Source organism: Plantibacter sp. VKM Ac-2880, assembly GCF_015351235.1.
Taxonomy (GTDB): Bacteria; Actinomycetota; Actinomycetes; order Actinomycetales; family Microbacteriaceae; genus Plantibacter.
In genome coordinates, this window is sequence record NZ_JADKSJ010000001.1 from 1777707 (window position 1) to 1797290 (window position 19584).

Genomic DNA, 19584 nt, shown 5'->3' on the forward strand with positions numbered 1-19584 from the left:
ATGACGATCAACCTCCCCATGGCGCGGCGCGAACTCGCCTTCACCGTGACCCCGAACGAGCAGCCCGTGCCGGCTGCCGAGCGCGACGCGATCCTCGCCGCCCCCGGGTTCGGTCAGCACTTCACCGACCACATGGTCGACATCTGCTGGTCCGAGCACGGCGGTTGGCACCGGCCTCGCGTCCAGCCCTACGGTCCGATCTCGCTCGACCCGGCCGCCGCGGTCCTGCACTACGCCCAGGAGATCTTCGAAGGGCTGAAGGCCTACCGTCACGCCGACGGGTCCATCTGGTCGTTCCGGCCGGACGCCAACGGCCGACGCCTGCAGCGCTCAGCCAAGCGACTCGCGCTGCCGGAGCTTCCCGTCGAGTACTTCGTCGAGTCGATCAGGCAGCTCATCGCCGTCGACGGCTCGTGGGTGCCGTCCGCACCGGAGACCAGCCTGTACCTGCGGCCCTTCATGTTCGCGAAGGAGGCCTTCCTCGGCGTCCGCCCCGCGAAGAAGGTGAACTACTACGTCATCGCCAGCCCGGCCGGCGCCTACTTCACCGGAGGCGTGACGCCCGTGTCGATCTGGCTGTCGACGGACTACAGTCGCGCCGGGAAGGGGGGCACCGGGGCGGCGAAGACCGGCGGGAACTACGCGTCGTCGTTGCTGCCGCAGGCTGAGGCCTACGAGCAGGGCTGCGCTCAGGTCCTCTTCCTCGACGCGCAGGAGGCGACCTACATCGAGGAGCTCGGCGGGATGAACGTCGTGCTCGTCAAGAAGGACGGAACGCTCGTCACCCCGGAGTCCGACTCGATCCTCGAGGGCATCACCCGCGACAGCATCCTCCAGCTCGCGGAGGACCGCGGGCACCGGGTGGAGCGCCGTCGGGTCACGATCGACGAATGGCGGGAGGGTGTCGAGAGCGGCGACATCGTCGAGGTCTTCGCCTGTGGTACCGCCGCGGTCGTCACCCCGATCGCGCAGCTGAAGGCCAGGGACTTCACCGTCGGAGACGCGGACGCAGCCGCCGGCGAGCTGACGATGTCCCTGCGGCAGGAACTGACGGACATCCAGTACGGACGCCTGCCGGACCGCCACGGGTGGATGACCCGACTCGACGCCGAGCCGTCCTCGAGCGCCGAGTAGGCTCCGAGCACCCTGGGAAGCCCCGCACCTCGTGCGGGGCTTCCGTGTCGTCCACGTGGCTCGGGATAGGCTGGCCTGGTGAAAATCGCTCGCTTCAGTCACGATCAGGCCATCCGTTACGGCATCATCGACGATGCGGACCTCGTCGTCCTCGACGGCGATCCGCTCTACTCGGGCTTCGAACCGACGGGGGAGCGCGTCCCGCTCGCGGATGCGGTCCTGCTCGCGCCGGTCATCCCTCGTTCCAAGGTCGTCGCCGTCGGCAAGAACTACCGCGACCACGCAGCTGAGATGGGTGGGGAGGCTCCGGACGAGCCGTTGCTCTTCCTGAAGCCGAACACCTCGGTGGTCGGCCCTGGCGACGCGGTCGTCTTCCCCAAGCAGTCCGAGCGCATCGACTTCGAGGGTGAGCTCGCCATCGTCATCGGCGGTGTCGCGAAGAACGTGAGCGCCGAGCGTGCCGACGAGGTCATCTTCGGCTACACGATCGCCAACGACGTCACGGCACGCGACCTGCAGGAGACCGACGGTCAGTGGGCCCGGGCGAAGGGCTTCGACACCTTCTGCCCGCTCGGTCCCTACATCGAGACGGAGTTCTCCTTCGACGGCGCGACCATCGAGACGCGGGTCGACGGCGAGGTCCGCCAGCACGCACCGCTGTCCGACATGGTCCACTCGATCGGTGCGATCGTCGAGTACGCCTCGTCCGTCTGGACGCTCCTGCCGGGCGACGTCATCCTCACCGGGACACCGGCAGGCGTCGGAGAGTTCACCGACGGCCAGGTCGTGGAGATCGAGGTCTCCGGCATCGGGATCCTGCGGAACACCGGCCGCCGCCCCTAGAGCATCCGGGCCGGCCGGGTCTCCAGCGCCTCGAGCACCGCGGCGACATCGTCGTCGGTGTTCCAGAGGTGGAACGCGACCCTGGCCCGGCCGGCCCGGCCGGAGGCGGAGATCCCCGCCGCCTGCATGGCGCGCAGATCCTCGCCAGCCGGGTCCAGCCAGGTCACGATGGCCGAGGGCGTGCCGGTGCGGAGCGGTCGGCGATCGCCGATGCCCGATCGGAGCGTCGCTGCGAGCCCGGTGTCGTGCGAGTACACGGCCGTCGCGTCGAGCGCGGCGAACAGGGCGATGGCCGGCGCGGCGCCGACCCAGGCCTGCCACGCGGGTGAGACGTCGAAGCGCCGTGCGCTGTCGGCGAGATGCAGTGATGGGCCGTAACACGAGGACCAGACGTCCTCGCCCGAGTACCAGCCGGCCTGGCTGGGTCGCAGGCGGTCGACGACGGCGTCGCGCACGGTCAGGAACGCCACCCCTCGGGGGGAGCACAGCCACTTGTAGGCGTGGCACACCGTGATGTCGTCGGCGGCGGCGTCGACGGGGAGCCAGCCGGCGGCCTGCGTGAGGTCATTGAGCGTCAGGGTGCCGTGTGCCCGTGCGGCTGCTCGGATGGCCGTCGCATCCGCGACCGCCCCGGTCGCGGACTGGACCGCGGAGTAGGCGACGAGCCAGGTCGACGCGTCGACGTGGTCCGCGAGCTCGGCGAGGGGTGCGTGACGCACCCTGACGCCTCGGTGTGCCTGCATGAGGAACGGCGCGACGAGTGAGCTGAAGTCGCCTTCGACGCAGAGGATCTCGGCGCCGTCGGGGACGGACGCCGCGATCATCGCGACCATCGCGGAGGTCTGGGAACCGATCGCGACGTCGCGCACGGAGGCACCGACGAGGTCTGCATACGACCGGCGAACACCTTCGACGACCGCGCCGTAGGAGGCGGCGTCCGTGCGGGTCTCCTGCCAGGCTGCCAGGTCGGCGGAGAGGGCCTCGACGGTCCCGGTCGTCGGCAGCCCGAGCGTGCAGGCGGCCAGGTAGCCGGAGACCGCGGGGAAGGATGCCCGCGCTTCATCGAAGGTCAGGGTGGCCATGGCTCCAGTCTCTTCGGCGGCTATCCATAGGACAAGAGCAGGTTCCCGATGGAATTGATAACGCTGCATTATGCTTCTTCCATGTCGGCCCTCGCCCCGCTCCCTGCCTCAGCATCGCTGGACGCGGGTTCCCTGCTCGTCGTCGGGGCCATCGCCTCGACCGGCTCGATCACGGCGGCCGCCCACCAGCTCGGATCGAGCCAACCGGCCGTGAGTCAGCACCTCCGTCGGCTCGAGCAACGGCTCGGCATGCCGGTCGTCGAGCGCATCGGTCGTGGGGTCCGCCTGACCGATGCGGGCCGGATCCTCGCCGAGCACGCCGAAGCGGTGGATCGCGCGCTCCGGGCGGCCACGGAGGAGGTGGCGGCGCTCGCCGGACTGCGGAGTGGGCGGGTGCGCCTCGTGGCCTTCCCCTCGGCCTCCTCCATGCTCGTCCCGCGGTTGCTCGCGCGCGTGTCGGAGGACGTTCCGGGTCTGGGCGTCTCCTTCGTCGAGGCCGAGCCCCCGGAAGCCGTGGCGGCGGTCCGCGCCGGCGAGGCCGACGTGGCGATCACCTTCAGCTATCCGGGCGATCCCGACGATCCACACCGCGCCAGTGCCGCCGGCCTGCAGGTGCACCGCCTCGGCACCGATCCGATGCGTCTCGTGCTGCCGACCGGCCACCCGAGGGCGGACGACGAGCAGGTCGACCTCGCGGCACTCGCCGCTGAGCGGTGGATCGCCGGTTGCCCGCGGTGTCGTGGTCACCTTTTGGGGCTCTGTCGGTCCAGCGGCTTCGAACCCGACATCTCCCACGAGACCGACAACGTGATCGCCGTCACCGCGCTGGTCGCGGCCGGCCTCGGCGTCGCACTGCTCCCGTCGCTCGCCCTCTCGGCGGCCCGACTCCCCGACGGCGTCGTCGTCCGGCCGACCGGGAACGCCGACGATCGTGCCCTGCACCTCGTGAGTGCGGCGCACGCGGACCGCATCCCGGCGGTCGCGGCGCTCCTGCGGATCGCCGCGTCCGTGGGTGTCCCGAGTAGGATGACAGTCGATGTCTGACACGATTACGCACCCCTTCTCCACGGCTTCCGGTTCCGACGTCCGCGTCCGGTTCTGCCCGTCGCCGACCGGCACGCCGCACGTCGGCCTCGTCCGCACGGCCCTGTTCAACTGGGCCTACGCCCGGCACACGGGCGGCAAGCTCGTCTTCCGGATCGAGGACACCGACGCTGCCCGCGACAGCGAGGAGAGCTACGAACAGCTCGTCGACGCGCTGACCTGGCTGCGGCTCGACTGGGACGAGGGTGTCGGTGTCGGCGGGCCCCACGCGCCGTACCGGCAGTCCGAGCGGAGCGACATCTACACCGACGTCATCGCGCGACTCACCGCGGCCGGGCACCTCTACGAGAGCTTCTCGACCGCCGAGGAGATCGACGCACGCAACGAGGCGGCCGGGCGACCGAAGCAGTTCGGCTACGACAACTTCGACCGCGACCTCACCGACGAGCAGCGTGCGGCCTTCCGAGCCGAGGGGCGCGAGCCCGCGCTCCGCCTCCGGGTACCGGACGACGACCTCAGCTTCGACGACCTCGTCCGCGGCGAGATCACCTTCCCGGCCGGCTCGTTCACGGACTTCGTCCTCGTGCGTCCGAACGGCAAGCCGCTCTACACACTCGTGAACCCCGTCGACGACGCCATCATGCAGATCACCCACGTGCTCCGCGGTGAGGACCTGCTGCCGTCGACGCCTCGTCAGATCGCGCTGTACCACGCGCTCATCGACATCGGCCTCACCACCTTCGTCCCGAGATTCGGACACCTGCCCTACGTCATGGGGGAGGGGAACAAGAAGCTCTCGAAGCGCGATCCCGAGGCGAACCTCTTCCACCACCGGGACCGCGGGTTCGTGCCGGAGGGGCTCATCAACTACCTCGCGCTGCTGGGATGGTCGCTGAGCGGCGACCGCGACGTCTTCTCGATCGAGGAGATGATCGCAGCCTTCGACGTCGTCGACGTGAATCCGAACCCGGCCCGATTCGACCTCAAGAAGGCGGAGTCGATCAACGGGGACCACATCCGGTTGCTGGAACCGGCCGACTTCCTCGGCCGCATCGTCCCCTACCTGGTGAAGGCCGGTGTGGTGAGCGAGCCCGTTGCAGACGCTCATCAGGCGATCCTCGAACAAGCCGCACCGCTCGTGCAGGAGCGGATCGCGCTGCTGGGCGAGGTTCCGGCGCTCCTCGGGTTCCTGTTCGTGGGCGCTGCCGAGCTCGACTACCAGGACGACGCGTTACGCGGTCTCCCGGCGAACGCGGGTGAGGTCCTCGCGGCCTCCATCGGTGCGCTCGAGCTCATCCCCGAGGCCGAGTGGACCGCGGCCTCGATCCAGGAGGCGCTCGCCGGCGCGCTCATCGAGGGGCTCGGCCTGAAGCCCCGGATCGCCTACGGTCCGCTTCGTGTCGCGGCATCCGGTCGCCGGATCTCGCCACCGCTCTTCGAATCCCTCGAGATTCTCGGGAAGACGGAATCGATCGCGCGACTGGATCGGCTCTCCGCGCACCTCGCGTCATGAGTGACGCCTACGACGTCGTCGTGATCGGCGGAGGCCCGGCAGGGCTCTCGGCCGCATTGAACCTCGCTCGGGCGCGGCGTCGGGTCCTCGTGCTCGACGGCAACCGGCCGCGCCACGCGGCGACGCTCCGCTCCCACGGCTTCCTGACGCGCGACGGTATCCCGCCGCTCGATCTGCGGCGCCTGGGGCGTGAAGAGGTCGCGAACTACGCGAACGCCGAGATCCAGTTCGCGTCGGTCCAGTCCGTCGAGGCGGCGCCTGACGGCTTCCGAGTCGTCGCCCAAGGCGTTCGCGGCGAGCCGGACCGTGACGTCGTGACGCGCACCGTCGTCGTGGCCAGCGGGCTCACGGAGACGCTGCCGAAGGTCGGGAACATGCGGGCGTTCTACGGGACGGACCTGCACAGCTGCGTCGAGTGCGACGGGTTCGAGAAGGCGGACGCGCCGCTCGCCCTGATCGGAGAGTCAGCGGACCTGGCGGAATGGGCGATCCTCATCGCGCAGTGGTCGTCCGATCTCATCGTCTTCACCAACGGGGCCGACACCGTCACCGAGCCGGAGGAGGCCGCGCTGGCGTCCGCAGGCATCCGGGTCGAGCGGGGTGCGCTCGCGGAGCTGGCCGGCGGTCGGGACGGATTCTCCGGCGTCATGCTCGCGGACGGCACGCTCGTCGAGCGGTCCGGCGGGTTCGTGCGGCCGGAGTGGTCCGCTCCGCTCGAGTACCTGCTGCCGCTCGCGCTCGACCGCGACACCGACGACTATGTGGTCGTCGACGCTTGGGGCCGCACGACCGTGCCCGGGGTGTACGCCGCGGGCGACATCACACCGCCCGGCCCGCAACAGCTCATCGTGGCAGCCGGGAACGGTGCGCGGGTGGCTCGGGCGCTCAACCGGGACCTCGCTGGCGTCCCCAGCTGAGGTCGTCGCGACGCGCCCGAGGTGTGCCGATTTGAGACGATCGGCTCCGTAGGCTAGTGTTGTTCTTCGGTCGGGGCTTCGGTTCAGACAGTGGGGTATGGTGTAATTGGCAACACGACTGATTCTGGTTCAGTTGTTCTTGGTTCGAGTCCAGGTACCCCAGCAAGACAGCATCATCACGACGAAGGCCCGCGATCATCGCGGGCCTTCGTCGTTGGACCGGGTGGCGGCCAGGGCGGATCAGGCCGGCTCGACACGATCCGGGCGCTCCTCGTCCGGAGCGGCCGATTCCGCGTCCGACCAGCTCGCGCGGATCGCTTCGGAGAGTCGACGCAGGAACTCCGCGGCGTGGTCGCTCATCATCTTGGCGTCGTCGTCGAGGAGCGCCTGCAGAACCGCTTGCACGGCTCCGATCCCGCCGGCGTCGATGAGGACCTCCGGTCGCTGCACCGCGTACCGGACCAGCGCGATGATCGCCGACCTGATGACGGAGGGGATGAGTTCGAGGTCGTCGAGCATCCGTTCGCCGAAGCCCAACAACAGACCCACCGCCCGCGTCGTCTCCTCGACCGGCAGCCGAGCGATCCGTCGCTCGAGGTACTCCGCCTCGAGGAGGGTGTCGTCATCGAGTCGTTCCGCGATGCGTCGCACCAGCAGGGGGACGAGGGCGTCCAGCAGGTCGATCACCTCGAACAGCGTCCCGCTGGCGAGCGGCGCCACGCGCGTGAACCGATTGGGAGCCGTCTGGACGAGGCCGAGCCCATCGAGCCGGGCCAGGGCTTCCCGGAGCGGCGTCCTCGACACACCGAGCAGCGCAGTGAGCTCGTCGTCCCGGAGGCGGCGTCCCGGCGCCAGTCGGCCGTCGATGATCTCCGCCAGGAGACGCTCGAAGACGTTCTGGCGCAGCAGCCGGCGATCCGAGACCGGATCAGACCGGACGGACTGGACGTTCATCGGGGACCCCGCTCGGCGAGGTCGGCGGCGGTGTGCTCGAAGGCGATGATGCGCTCCGTCGCCGGCGCGATCTGCCGGGCCATCTCCCGGAAGGCTGCTTCGCCCTGACCGTAAGGGTCGATGACGTCGTCGTCTGCCGGGTCCGGGATGCGTGCGCTCGTCCGGTTCGCCGCCAGTTCGGGGAGCAGCCGTCCCCATCGTTCCGTGCGGTCGCGGGGGAGTCCGGCGACCTCCACGGTGTCGAGGAGCCGGCCGAACTCCCGCAGAGTGAAGGTCCTCCGCAGCGCATCGGGCCGGAGGCGGAGGACGGCGCCGCGCTGCTCCCTCGTCATCGTCAGGACGGCGTCCTGGCGCCCGATCATCTCCGCGGTCAGCTGTGTCGCGACGAACCCACCGGTCGCGGCGGCAAGTGGTCCGAGGAGGGCCATGCTCGACGCGTCGATCGGTTGCCCGCCCAGCGCCCTCGTCCCCGCACTCCGCACCTCGAAGCCGGATGCGTCGATGTCGCGAAGCCCTCCGGCGAGCAGGAACCCGGCGTACGGTGAACGACAGATATTGCCGGTGCAGACCATGAGGATCCGAGTCGGTGTCGACTCCGGCGTCGCCCTCATGCCCGTGTCCGTCGTGATCGACGAGTCGACGAGCTGTCCACCGCAGGGGTCCTTCCGGGACGTTCGCGCTGGGCCTGCTGCTGTTCGGGCGCTCGCCGGAGGGTCGGCGCCGCGGCGGGGCGCCGGGTGTCGGGAGCATCGGTCGGTGCGATGTTCCGGCGGCTGCGGCGCTTCACGGTGGTCTTCCCGGGTTCCGGGATCCGGTCGTAGTAGGAGTACGAGTACGACTGCTCGCCACGCGTCGCCTCGACACGATTGAGGACGACGCCGAGCAGCTTGGCCTGGACGAAGCTCAGGTTCTCGAGGGATTGGCGGAGCTGGTCGCGATGCAGACGTCCGTCGGCGGAAGCCACGAGCAGGACACCGCTCGCGAGCGTCGACAGCGCGGTGGGGTCGGATACGTTCACGAGTGGAGGGGTGTCGACGACGACCACGTCGAAGGTGCGCTCCATCTCGGTCAGGGCCCGTTCCATGGCGGCCGATCCGAGGAGTTCGCTGGGGTTGGGTGGGAGCTCGCCCGAGGTGAGGACGGCGAGGCGTCCCGCACCGTTGACGGATTGCGCCGCCTCGTCGAGGCTGATCCGACCGGTGAGGACCGTCGTCAGCCCGACCGAGCCCTCCAGTCCGAACAGCTCGTGCTGGCGGGGGCGCCGCAGATCTGCATCGACGAGGAGGACCGAGTTCCCTGCCTCCGCGAGGACGAGAGCGAGGTTCGCCGCCGTGGTGGTCTTCCCCTCGCCGGGGATCGAGGACGTGACCATCACGCTTCGGAGCCCGCCGTCGATGGAGGCGAACTGCAAGTGGGTCCGGAGCTGACGGAAGCTCTCGGCGCGACGGCTGTAACTCTCCGTCGAGCCGAGGATGAGCTGCGGCGAATCGGCGGGCTCGGCCGTGAAGGTTCCGAGGATGCTGGTGTCCGTGAGTTTCTCGATCGCGGCTCGGCCGCGCAGCCGGGTGTCCAGGACCTCGATGAGGAGAGCGGTTCCCACGCCGAGGGCGAGACCGATGAACACGCCGACCGCGAGGTTCTGGAGGGGGTTGGGCGCGACGGGGGACCAGGGCGGCGACGCCTGCTCGACGATCGTGAGTCCGACCGGGGTCGCACCTCCGGTCGCGTCCGTCGACGATGCGGCGTCCGTACTCTCGACGTCGTCGACCAGGTCGACGAGGACTTCGGAGGCGGTGTTGGCGATGCGAGCTGCCGCCACCGGGTCGCTGTGCAGGGCTGAGATGTTGATCAGCACCGACTGGGCGGGGTTGGTGGCGGCGATGGTGCCGACCAGGGTGGCGGGCTCGAGGTCGAGTCGTTCAGCGACCATGGTGCGTACCGTGGAGCCGGTCGCCAGGATGACGTAGGACGAGACACGGCTCTGCGCGAAGGTGTTGCCCTGGTTGAGTTCACCCACCGAGTCGCCGCTCTTGACTGCGACGAACAGCTGAGCCGTCGACTGGTAGACGGGCTCGGTGACCAGGGTGTACCCGTGGGCCAGTGCGGTGATCCCGGCCGTGATGGCGACGATGAGCAGCCATCGGTGGCGGAAGATGCGCAGATAGTCCTTGAGATCCATGCTGGTATATTAGCATATCGCGCACATGGTGTTGGGTGCTACAGCGACGAAGGGCCCGGACTCATCGAGTCCGGGCCCTTCACATGGTGTGGAACGAGTGCTCAGGCTGCCTTGCCGAACCGGTCGGTGCCGCTCGCGCGAGGCCGACGTGGCGCACGGTTCGTCTGCCGGACGGTCGGTTCCGTCATGACAGGACGTTCTGCGCCGACGAGGGCGCTATCGGCCACCCGAGCGTCTCGATCGACGCTGGCGCCGTGCGCGACGTGGACGTCGGCTCCCAGACGCGCATCGCTTCCGACCCTGGCACCGCGACCGATGACGCAGCGTTCGCCGATGTGGACGTTCGCACCGATGAAGGCGCCTTCACCGATCACTGCGGACCGATCGATCCACGTTCCGGCACCGATCCAGGCGTTGGCGCGGATGTCCGCGTCCGCCTCGACGAACGTCGTCCGTTCGATGAACGCCGTCGGATCGATCAGTGCACGAGCTGCGACCATGCCCTTGCCGTTCGGGTGGTGGCGGTATCGCTCCACCTCACCGGTGCGGCCTTCGATCTCTTCGTACACTCTCGCCATGGGTGACCCCCTTCTGGTCTACTCGACACTCGGGATAACGCCCGGAAGCTCCCGGTCATTCCTTCCCCGGCCGTGCCTGGGAATCCCATGAGTCTCGTCTTCTGCTGTAGGAGGAGTTCGGAATCCCACCGGGATGTGGATTGGTCGGAACCGCTCACTGGAAGTCTCGCGAGCGGGTGTTCGCCCCGATCCGGAGAGCCTCGAGGCGATCCGCCACCAGGTTGACGATCCCTTCCGGTGAGCGCTCCAACATGCCCCTGACCACCATGGCCGGTGCCTCCCGCGCCACCCGGCGATACCGGTTCCAGACGCCGACGCTGCAGATCACGTTGACGAGCCCGGCCTCGTCCTCGAGGTTCATGAAGGTGATCCCGCTCGCTGTCGCCGGTCGCTGCCGATGCGTCACGATGCCCCCCACCTCCACCCGACGGTCCGTCTGCGCCGTCTGGAGTTCGTCGGATCGCAACGCGCCTCGACGCTGCAGCTCCGTCCGCACATGGCGGATGGGATGGTCGTCGGTCGACATCCCGGTCGCCCAGATGTCGGAGATGAGCTGCTCGGCCGGTGTCGGGACCGGCAGCAGCGGCGGTTGCACCGTCGTGAACGTCCCTTCGAGCTGGTCGGGCCGGTGCCTGCTCGCCTGGGCCGCACCCCACATCGCCTCGCGACGCGTGAGGCCGAACCCCTCGAAGGCACCGGCCGCGGACAGCGCCTCCAACTGGGATGAGCTGAGGCCGATCCGCCTCGCCAGATCGGCTTGGCTGGAGAAGAGCCCGCCGCGCTCCCGTTCGGCGACGATGCGCTCCGCGAGTGCTTCGCCGATCCCCTGGACGGAGGAGAGCCCCAGACGGACGGCGAGTCCACCGTCGCGCCGGTGGCCGGCGGAGTCGTCCGGAAGGTGCGGGTCGAAGTCACCCGTCGGTCCCTGCTCCTGCTCGAGACAGCGAGGACGACCCCCGGGGGCGATCGGTGTGCCCGGGGCCGCGTCCGGATCGACCGCCTCGAGGCCAGGCTGAGCCCCTGAGCGGTGCAGGTCGGGGCGAAGGACCGAGACGCCGTGTCGTCGGGCATCGGCGACGAGGGTCATGGGCGAATAGAACCCCATCGGCTGCGCTCGGAGCAGGGCGGCCAGGAAGGCGCCGGGGTAGTGCAGTCGCAACCACGCGCTCACGTAGACGAGCAGGGCGAAACTCAACGAGTGGCTCTCCGCGAACCCGAAGTTCGCGAACGCCTGGATCTTCGCGTACACGGTATCGGCGTCCGCGCCGACGATACCGTTGCCGGCCATGCCCAGGTACAGCGTCTCCTTGAGACTCCCGATCTTCTCTTCGCCCCGCTTGGATCCCATCGCCCGCCGGAGGAGGTCGGCGTCCTCGGCGGAACACCCGCCGACGGCCATCGCCATCTGCATCAGCTGCTCCTGGAACAAGGGGACGCCGAGGGTGCGTTCGAGGACCGGCTCGAGGCTCGGATGGAGGTAGGTGATGGGTTCCTGGCCGGTCTTCCGTCGCAGGTAGGGGTGCACGGCACCGCCCTGGATCGGGCCGGGGCGGATCATGGCCACCTCGATGACCAGATCGTAGAACCGTCGGGGGAGGAGTCGCGGCAGCATCCCCATCTGTGCACGGCTCTCCACCTGGAACACGCCGATGGTGTCGGCCCGGCAGAGCTGATCGTAGACACCCGCCTCGTCCTTCGGGATGGTCTCCAATGTCCAGCGCTCTCCAGTGTGCTCGGCGACGAGGTCGAAGCAGTACTGGATGGCCGACAACATGCCGAGGCCCAGGAGATCGAACTTCACGAGCCCCATCCAGGCGCAGTCGTCCTTGTCCCATTGGAGGACCGTACGGCCGTCCATCCGACCGTGTTCGATCGGGCACACCTCACCGACCGGTCGGTCGGTCAGCACCATGCCGCCGGAGTGGATGCCGAGATGCCGAGGCAGGGTCAGCATCTCCTGGGCGAGTCCGACGACGCGATCCGGGATGTCGTGGTCGGTGCTCGACATCACACCACCCCAGCGCTCCACCTGCTTCGACCAGGCGTCCTGTTGGCCGGGGCTGTAGCCGAGGGCCTTCGCCGTGTCCCGGACGGCGAACTTCGGCCGGTAGCTGATGACGTTGGCGACCTGGGCGGCGTTGCGGCGTCCGTAGGTCTCGTACACGTACTGGATGGCCTCTTCGCGGCGGTCCGAGTCGAAGTCGACATCGATGTCGGGCTCCTCCTCGCGCATGCTGGAGAGGAACCGCTCGAACGGCAACTCGTAGAAGATCGAGTCGACGGCGGTGATCCCGAGCAGGTAGCAGACGGCCGAGTTCGCGGCCGAGCCGCGGCCCTGGCAGAGGATGCCACGGCCTCGGGCGAAGCTCACGATGTCGTGCACGATCAGGAAGTACCCGGGGAAGTCCTTCTGCTCGATGACCTCGAGTTCGCGGTCGATGCGTCGGAGGTGCTCCGGTGTGGCGTTCGGGTACTTGTCGGGCACGGCTTCGAGGACGAGGTGCCGCAACCAACTCATCGGGGTGTGCCCCTCCGGGACGCGTTGGCGGGGGAGTTTCGGGCGGACGGCCCGCAGACTGAACGCGAGGTCGTCGGCCAGTTCGACGCTTCGTGCCACCGCCCCGGGGTATCGCGCGAACCGCGACGCCATCTCCTCACCGCTCCGGAGATGAGCGGCCCCGGCGGCGGGCAGCCAACCGTCGAGCTCCTCGAGACTCCGACGGGCTCTGACGGCGGCCAGCGCGGTCTGCAGTCGATGCTGATCAGGGGTCGCGTAGTGGACGTTCCCGGTCGCCACGACGGTGAGGTCGAGCAGGGCGGCGATCTCGGCGAGTGCGTCGTTCTCCGCCGAGTCCTCCGGATGACCGTGGTCGCTCAGTTCCACGACGACGTGCTCCGGACCGAACAGCGCGACGAGTCGGTCGACCGCGGCGGCCGCGGCCTCCATACCCTGTTCGCGCAATGCCGTGCGGACGAATCCCTTCCGGCATCCGGTGAGGACGGTCACGAAGCCCGCGACGGACGCGGCGAGCCGCTCGAGGTCGTAGATCGGATGCCCCTTCTCGGCGCCCTCGGCGAGCTGCGCGTCCGTGATCGCGCTGGCGAGGCGGTGATAGCCCTCGGCCCGACGGGCGAGCAGGAGCAGATGATGACCCACGGGATCCGGGACGCCGTTCTGCGGTCGGTCGAGTCCGATGGACAGCTCCGCGCCGTAGACGGTCCGGAGATCGGGGAACCGTTCCGCCGCCTCGGCCATGCGGACGACCCCGTAGAACCCGTCGTGATCGGTGAGGGCGAGGGCGTGCAGCCCGAGTGCGGCGGCCTCCTCGACGAGACGTTCCGGGGGGCTCGCGCCGTCGAGGAAGCTGAAGCTCGAGTGCGCGTGGAGTTCCGCGTATGGGACGGTCGTCGGCGCCACCCGAGGCTTGGATGGCTCCGGGGCGTACGGCTCCCGCTTCCGCGACCAGGCCGGGCTGTCGCCACCGTCGGCCCCCAGCGGGAGGGCGGCCGGCCGGCTCGCGTCGGACAGGCGACGCTCGAACTCCGACCACGACACCGGGGGATTGTTCCATCCCATGGGGGTTCCTCTCGTCATGCTGCTGGGGTGTTGGCTGGATGTGGTCAGTCGTAGCGGGCTTCGGCCCTCCAGTGCTGCTCCTCCAGGAGGAGCAGCCAGGCGTCGCCTTCGTCGTCCACCACCTGGAGGCGATGGACGTGTCGGTGGGCGTCGTCGTCCCACCATCGTTCGTCGATGCTCCAGGGGCCGGCCCAACCGTCGACGGCGTGCCAGTGGGAGAAAGCGGAGAACCGTGCGGGTGGTGCGCTCAGCGTCCCGCGCTCGCCGACCTCCACCGTCTGGCCCGTCGCATCCACCACCTCGACCGGAACCGCGATGTCGAACACGGTCGTGGGAGCTGCTCCGGGGATGGTCCCGGGCCACGGCCGGCTCCGACGTTCGGCCACGGCGGTCCCGCCACCCGGCGGGACGCTGCCCCAAGGGACGAGGATCCGGCGGTCGAGGAGGAGACGTCCACCGGACGGCACCGCCGTCAGGACACCGTCGTGACCGAGCATGCTCTGGACGCGGGCGAGCCCGCTGTGGATGCGTTCGTCCGGACCGCTGCCCCAGAGTCCCTCCTCGTGTTCCGCAGCATCGTCGAGGGTCTCCGGGACGACCTCGACGAGCTCGACGGGCGAGGCGAGTCCGTGGTCGATGTTCGATGAGCCCTGCAGCTGCCAGCGCACCCGGTCGAGGACATCACCGGCGGTGAACCACCGCGGGTGCAACCAGGTGCGGGTGGAGCGTTCGCCACGTTCGCTGCGCATGCTGATCGTGATCGCGGTGGTCACGAGTTCAGCCGCGGTCAATCCGGCGATGAACCGCTCCGCGGACTGCCGGAACCCGAAGGTGAGCTGATCGATGCGGTCGAGCGGGGGTTCGAAGGAGATGGCGACGGTCAGCTCGCTGGGCGGGATGCGGGGGACGACGCTCCTGGCGTCTGCGCCGGTGGCGAGACGGTGCGCACGGGCGCCGTCGACGCCGAAGCGGTCGCGGACCTCGGTCGCGGGCAGCGACCCGAATGCTCCCAGGGTGCTGATCCCGAGTCGGTGCAGCAGGGTGCTGAGTTCGGGGCGTCCGAGTGTCGTCAACGGCAGTGGGGCGAGGAAGGCTGAGGAGGCTCCCGGCGGGATGATCAGGATCCGGGAGTCGTCCTGCAGGACCACGGTGGACCGCGCCGCCTGTTCTGCGGCGAACGGGCCGTCGGCGATACCGATCCGGGCGTCGGGCACGCCGAGGTCGTCGAGGCAGGCGCGGAGGACATCCGCCGCAGCCGACTCGCCGCCGTAGTAGCGGCTCGGGCCTCTGGAGCGGATGGCGCAGAGCCCGGCGCGGTAGGGCTGGACACCCGGCATGAGTGCTTCGATGCCGAGCAGGATCGGTTCGAACGCCCGGGCGTCGATGACCGGGTCGTAGTCGGCGGTGACCAAGTCCGGGCACCGGGCCTCCGCCTCGCGGATGCGCAGCCCCCTCCGGACTCCGGCTCGGCGCGCGATGGCGTCGCAGGCGAGGACCTCTCCGTGCTCCACCAGTGCGAGGGGACCGTCGGCGGTGTCCGGAGGCAGGGTCCCGGAGAGTCTTGCCGCCACGATCGGCCAGTCGGGGCACCAGAGCACCATCGTGCGCTCGACGGGTCCTGCCGGTGCTTCGACGGTCATCGGTTCACCACCATGGGGAGCCGGGCCACCGTGTCGTCGTCGGCGAGCCCGGTGCGGGAGGGCTGCACGGTCCGGTCGTCGGGCAGCCCCAGGGGCAGGGTGAGATGCGCGGTGCGAGGCCTGCCGACCCCGCCCTGCCCGAGCATCGAGCTGACCGTGAGTCGTCGACGCAGGAGATGCCCGTGACCCGTGCCGAGGCCGCTCCAGGAACTCTCGGTCACGCGGAGCGTCGCGTCGCTCTGCGGCCAGGAGCCGAGGACGATGAGTGCCGCCTCGCGTTGGCGGAGCCGGGCGGCGAGTCGTGCCGCGTCGCTCGGTGCGATCCGCCCGGGGGGAGCCGTGATGAGCACCCCGGCGACGTCGGCCATGGCGGCGGTGACCGTGAGCCAGTCGGGCCCGGGGCGGGGGACGAGGACGAGCCGCTCGAGGTCGATCCCCGAGGAGGCCGCGGCTTCGATCCCGAACGCCGGAAGGCCGATGACGGCACACCAGGTGCCGGCCGCGGACGGTCCGGCCATGAGGGACATGGCGAGTGCCGTGGAACCGAGGACCGAGTAGCTCCCGCCGGCCTGGAGCGCACCCCCGGGAAGGAGTCGGGAGAGTTCCGGGGCGGTCGGCAGGGACCTGGTGTCGAGTCGTGTCCCCTGCATCCGCTTGATGCGGCCCTGGAGTTCGTGCAGCTCCGTCGCGGTGTCCGCCCTGACGGGGGAGTCGACGAGTGCGTGGAGGGCCATGGCTCAATATTCGAACATATCTTCGAACAAGTCAACCGGGTCGATCCGGGTCGCCGTCGGATGTCGCTCGGTCGGACCATGGTCCCCGACGCCACCGACACGCGGCCGTGGTGTGTCGCCGGTGGCCGGTACGCTGGGCCCATGTGCGGACGTTTCGTCGTGACCGAATCCACCGAAGAGCTGATCGAGCTCTTCGACATCGACCATGCGGCTGCCGAGCTGCCCGGGCCCTCGTACAACGTGCGCCCGACGGAGCAGATCCCGATCATCCTCGACTCCGTGAAGACGGAGCCGGCGGTCCGGCGTCTCGAATCCGCACGATGGTCGCTCGTGCCGGCGTTCGCCACGGAGCTGAAGAGCCAGTACCCGACCTTCAACGCCCGCTCGGAGGAGATCACCACGAAGCCCACCTTCGCGGACTCGGTCAAGCGGCGTCGTGCGCTCATCCCCGCCGCCGGGTACTACGAATGGCACACCGAGGGGACGGACAAGACGCCGTACTACGTGCGGACGGCCGGCGGCGAGCCGATCGTCTTCGCCGGACTCTACTCGTGGTGGCGGGACCGCTCGCTCCCGGACGACGATCCGAGGCGATGGGTGCTGAGTGCGACCATCCTCACCCGCCCGGCGGTCGGCTCGTTGCAGGGGTTGCACCCGCGGACGCCCGTGACCCTGCCTCCGGAGTGCTGGGACGAATGGCTCGACCCGCACCATGAGGCGGATCAGGACGAGGTCGACGAGATGGTGCTCGCCGCGACCGACGTCGCGGAGCAACTCGTGTTCCACCGTGTCGCCCCGCTGCAGGGCGATGGGCCCGAGCTCATCGTCCCCGTCCAGGACTGACCGCTCCTTCGCGAACCGGGCCCGCGCTCCGATCCGGGTCGGAGCTGTCGGTGTCCGGGCAGCGGTGGACCACCTTGCGGCGGCTTGTGCCGGGGAAACACAGAACCGCCCCTGACGCGAACGTCAGGGGCGGTTCTCGGTGTCTCAGACGCGAGGGCTGGAAAGACCGGCCGCTCGGATCGTCAGCTCCGACTGATCAGAGAATCAGAGGGGGCGGATGTTCTCAGCCTGCAGGCCCTTGGGGCCCTGGTTGGTCTCGAACTCGACCTTCTGGTTCTCCTCGAGCGAGCGGTAGCCGCTCGTCGCGATGGCGGAGAAGTGTGCGAAGACGTCGGCGCTGCCGTCGTCAGGGGTGATGAATCCGAAGCCCTTTTCGGCGTTGAACCACTTCACAGTTCCAGTTGACATGTATTTCCTCTTTCATGAGTGACCGTTCCCGACTTTCGGGACCGTTCGTCGCGGTGTTCTTTGCTCGCTCCTCAGAAAAGCAGCGTATCCATCGGTGGAAACGCGGCTTGAAATACCTGCGCAACACAACAACTTCGATCCACGTTAGCCCATGTGGGCACGCAAGGGGAACTCAAACAGGTAACGGATTGACGAATTCTGCGACTTTTCCCCGGATCGCCCGTCTTGAGCCGGAGAACCTGTGCGGATCCCGAGATGTGAGGTGATTCCCCAGCCGCCGACCCTAGGCTGATGCCATCTGCAGAGCTTCCGCTCGACCGAGCGTCCGCTCATCGCCCCCGGCTGGGAAGTCGACACGATTCCTCCGGAGTGCCCATGTCAACTGAAGCCGTCCTCGGCCCGGTTCGTGCCACGAGCCCCCGCAAGCCAGGCGCCGCGAACGTCACCAGCTCCTACTCGTCGCTATTGAAGACGGTTCGTGAAGCGGGGCTGCTGCGCCGCCACCGCATGTTCTACATCCTCACGTTCTCGTTCCTCGTGATCGCGCTCCTCGGCTGCGTGACCGGGTTCGTCCTGCTACGCGAGTCCTGGTTCCAGCTCCTCATCGCCGGAGCGCTCGGCATCATCCTGACCCAGTTCGCGTTCCTCGCCCATGAGGCTTCGCACCGTCAGGTGTTCGAGTCCGGTCGTGCGAACGACCGCGCCGGCCGCTTCCTCGCCGCCGGGATCGTCGGCATCAGCTACTCGTGGTGGATGACGAAGCACACGCGTCACCACGCCAACCCGAACCAGGTCACCAAGGACCCCGACATCGAGATCGACACGATCTCCTTCATCGAGGAGGATGCGGCGAAGGCCAAGGGCCTCCAGGCGCTCATCACCCGGAAGCAGGGGTACCTCTTCTTCCCGCTCCTCATGCTCGAGGGTATCAACCTGCACGCGCTGTCCTTCAAGACCCTCTTCGGGCCGGGCAAGGTCGACGGTCGCATCGCGGAGATCAGCATGATCGTGGCTCGCGTCGGCCTGTACCTGGCAGCGATCTTCCTCTTCCTGCCGCTGGGCATGGCGTTCGCGTTCCTCGGTGTCCAGCTCGCCGTCTTCGGCGTCTACATGGGAGCGTCCTTCGCCCCGAACCACAAGGGCATGCCGATCATCCCGGCCGACATGAAGCTCGACTTCCTCCGCAAGCAGGTGTTGACCTCGCGCAACGTCCGCGGCTTCGGCATGGCCACCTTCATGGGCGGCCTCAACTACCAGATCGAGCACCACCTGTTCCCGAGCATGCCCCGACCGGCTCTCGCCCGTGCCCGCGTCATCGTGCGGGAGCACTGCGAGACCCAGCAGGTCCCGTACACCGAGACCACGCTGTTGCAGTCGTACGCCATCGTCATCGAGTACTTGAACCGCGTCGGCCTCTCGGCCCGCGACCCGTTCGACTGCCCGGCGGCGGCGAACTTCCGCCGCCGGTAGTCGACACCGGTCAGATCTCGAGGGTGTCGAGCGGGGCGAGCGCGAAGTAGCTTCCGCCGCCCTGCTCGGTCGCCCATCGCAGGCGATCGTGCGACATGTTCTGCCCCGGCCCGGACAACACCATCTCGTGCGTCCCGAACGCCCGCTTCGGCGCGACGGCCGTGACGAAGTCCATCCCCTCGGAGATCTTCATCCAGGGGGCCCCGGCCGGTGCGGCGAGGACGTCGACCTCGACCCCCTCCGGCACGGCGAAGGAGTCCCCGGGGTAGTACACCCGGTCGTTGATGAGGACGCCGACGTTGTCGATGACCGGGATCGACGGGTGGATGACCGCGTGGGTGCCGCCGAAGAACCGGAGCACGAACGGTCCGACCTCGACCCGGTCGCCCGGTGCGACGACGGTGACGTCGTATCCCTCTGCTGCGGCGGCCACACCGGCAGGACCGTAGACGACGGCCTCGGGACTCGCCGCGAGGATGCGGTCGAGGTGCTCTCCGGTCCAGTGGTCGGGGTGGAGGTGCGTGATCAGGACCGCCACGACGTGCTCGACGTCCGCGATCGGCGCCGTGAACGACCCGGGGTCCACGACGAGCTTGACGCCGTCGGTCTCGAGGAGGAATGCTGCGTGTTCGAACTTCGTCAGTCTCATAGGACGAGTGAATACCGTG

The 19584-nt window shown here is 68.9% G+C and carries 17 protein-coding genes and 1 tRNA gene; 8 read left to right on the forward strand and 10 right to left on the reverse strand.

Features of this window, described 5'->3' with window-relative positions; genetic code table 11:
• Both ITJ57_RS08585 and ITJ57_RS08590 read left to right on the forward strand, forming a co-directional pair.
• On the forward strand, positions 1-1134 hold the full coding sequence (locus ITJ57_RS08585; RefSeq protein ID WP_194669663.1) for a branched-chain amino acid aminotransferase: 1134 nt from the start codon (positions 1-3) through the stop codon (positions 1132-1134).
• Positions 1135-1212: 78 nt separating this feature from the next.
• On the forward strand, positions 1213-1977 hold the full coding sequence (locus tag ITJ57_RS08590; protein WP_194669664.1) for a fumarylacetoacetate hydrolase family protein: 765 nt from the start codon (positions 1213-1215) through the stop codon (positions 1975-1977).
• On the opposite strand, the gene ITJ57_RS08595 is transcribed toward ITJ57_RS08590, so the two are convergent.
• A complete protein-coding gene (locus ITJ57_RS08595; protein WP_194669665.1) occupies positions 1974-3059 on the reverse strand; it encodes an aminotransferase class V-fold PLP-dependent enzyme in 1086 nt (361 codons plus the stop codon). The two genes, ITJ57_RS08590 and ITJ57_RS08595, sit on opposite strands and share 4 nt — an antisense overlap.
• Before the next feature lie 81 nt (positions 3060-3140).
• On the opposite strand from ITJ57_RS08595, the gene ITJ57_RS08600 reads away from it, so the two are divergent.
• From ITJ57_RS08600 to ITJ57_RS08615, 4 genes are all read left to right on the forward strand, one after another.
• Complete coding sequence (locus tag ITJ57_RS08600; protein ID WP_194669666.1) at positions 3141-4103, forward strand: LysR family transcriptional regulator; 963 nt, start codon at positions 3141-3143, stop codon at positions 4101-4103.
• Positions 4096-5616 (forward strand): glutamate--tRNA ligase, encoded by a 1521-nt coding sequence (gltX, locus tag ITJ57_RS08605; protein WP_194669667.1) that lies wholly within the window; start codon positions 4096-4098, stop codon positions 5614-5616. Before ITJ57_RS08600 ends, gltX begins: the two co-directional genes overlap by 8 nt.
• Positions 5613-6533 carry an NAD(P)/FAD-dependent oxidoreductase gene (locus tag ITJ57_RS08610; protein WP_194669668.1) on the forward strand — a complete coding sequence of 307 codons (921 nt, stop codon included), beginning with the start codon at positions 5613-5615 and terminating at the stop codon, positions 6531-6533. The genes gltX and ITJ57_RS08610 overlap by 4 nt, the downstream gene beginning before the upstream one ends.
• A gap of 91 nt (positions 6534-6624) precedes the next feature.
• Positions 6625-6696 (forward strand) — tRNA-Gln (locus ITJ57_RS08615).
• A 77-nt stretch (positions 6697-6773) separates the two neighbouring features.
• Here the strand turns inward: ITJ57_RS08615 and ITJ57_RS08620 are convergent.
• The 7 genes from ITJ57_RS08620 to ITJ57_RS08650 form a co-directional block, all read right to left on the reverse strand.
• A complete protein-coding gene (locus ITJ57_RS08620) occupies positions 6774-7487 on the reverse strand; it encodes a GntR family transcriptional regulator (protein WP_194669669.1) in 714 nt (237 codons plus the stop codon).
• The gene (locus ITJ57_RS08625; protein ID WP_194669670.1) at positions 7484-8098 is read right to left on the reverse strand and encodes a low molecular weight phosphatase family protein; all 615 of its coding nucleotides are present in this window, start codon (positions 8096-8098) and stop codon (positions 7484-7486) included. The genes ITJ57_RS08620 and ITJ57_RS08625 overlap by 4 nt, the downstream gene beginning before the upstream one ends.
• Positions 8095-9666 carry a polysaccharide biosynthesis tyrosine autokinase gene (locus ITJ57_RS08630; protein WP_194669671.1) on the reverse strand — a complete coding sequence of 524 codons (1572 nt, stop codon included), beginning with the start codon at positions 9664-9666 and terminating at the stop codon, positions 8095-8097. Before ITJ57_RS08630 ends, ITJ57_RS08625 begins: the two co-directional genes overlap by 4 nt.
• A gap of 101 nt (positions 9667-9767) precedes the next feature.
• Positions 9768-10244, reverse strand: coding sequence for a DapH/DapD/GlmU-related protein (locus ITJ57_RS08635; protein WP_082455846.1), 477 nt, complete (start codon positions 10242-10244; stop codon positions 9768-9770).
• A gap of 154 nt (positions 10245-10398) precedes the next feature.
• Entirely contained in the window at positions 10399-13821 is a 3423-nt protein-coding gene (locus tag ITJ57_RS08640) for an error-prone DNA polymerase (RefSeq protein WP_194669672.1), read from the reverse strand.
• A 44-nt stretch (positions 13822-13865) separates the two neighbouring features.
• Entirely contained in the window at positions 13866-15461 is a 1596-nt protein-coding gene (locus ITJ57_RS08645; RefSeq protein ID WP_194669673.1) for a DNA polymerase Y family protein, read from the reverse strand.
• Positions 15458-16195, reverse strand: coding sequence for a hypothetical protein (locus ITJ57_RS08650; RefSeq protein ID WP_194669674.1), 738 nt, complete (start codon positions 16193-16195; stop codon positions 15458-15460). The genes ITJ57_RS08645 and ITJ57_RS08650 overlap by 4 nt, the downstream gene beginning before the upstream one ends.
• Before the next feature lie 141 nt (positions 16196-16336).
• Here ITJ57_RS08650 and ITJ57_RS08655 point away from each other — a divergent pair, with 141 nt between their 5' ends.
• A complete protein-coding gene (locus ITJ57_RS08655; protein ID WP_194669675.1) occupies positions 16337-17038 on the forward strand; it encodes an SOS response-associated peptidase in 702 nt (233 codons plus the stop codon).
• Positions 17039-17242: 204 nt separating this feature from the next.
• On the opposite strand, the gene ITJ57_RS08660 is transcribed toward ITJ57_RS08655, so the two are convergent.
• Positions 17243-17446: a cold-shock protein gene (locus ITJ57_RS08660; RefSeq protein ID WP_056006986.1), complete on the reverse strand. Its 204-nt coding sequence runs from the start codon at positions 17444-17446 to the stop codon at positions 17243-17245.
• Positions 17447-17821: 375 nt separating this feature from the next.
• Between ITJ57_RS08660 and ITJ57_RS08665 the strand changes: the two genes are divergently transcribed.
• Positions 17822-18916, forward strand: coding sequence for an acyl-CoA desaturase (locus tag ITJ57_RS08665; RefSeq protein ID WP_194669676.1), 1095 nt, complete (start codon positions 17822-17824; stop codon positions 18914-18916).
• A gap of 10 nt (positions 18917-18926) precedes the next feature.
• Here ITJ57_RS08665 and ITJ57_RS08670 read toward each other — a convergent pair whose 3' ends face one another.
• A complete protein-coding gene (locus ITJ57_RS08670; RefSeq protein ID WP_194669677.1) occupies positions 18927-19565 on the reverse strand; it encodes an MBL fold metallo-hydrolase in 639 nt (212 codons plus the stop codon).
• Positions 19566-19584: the final 19 nt, after the last annotated feature.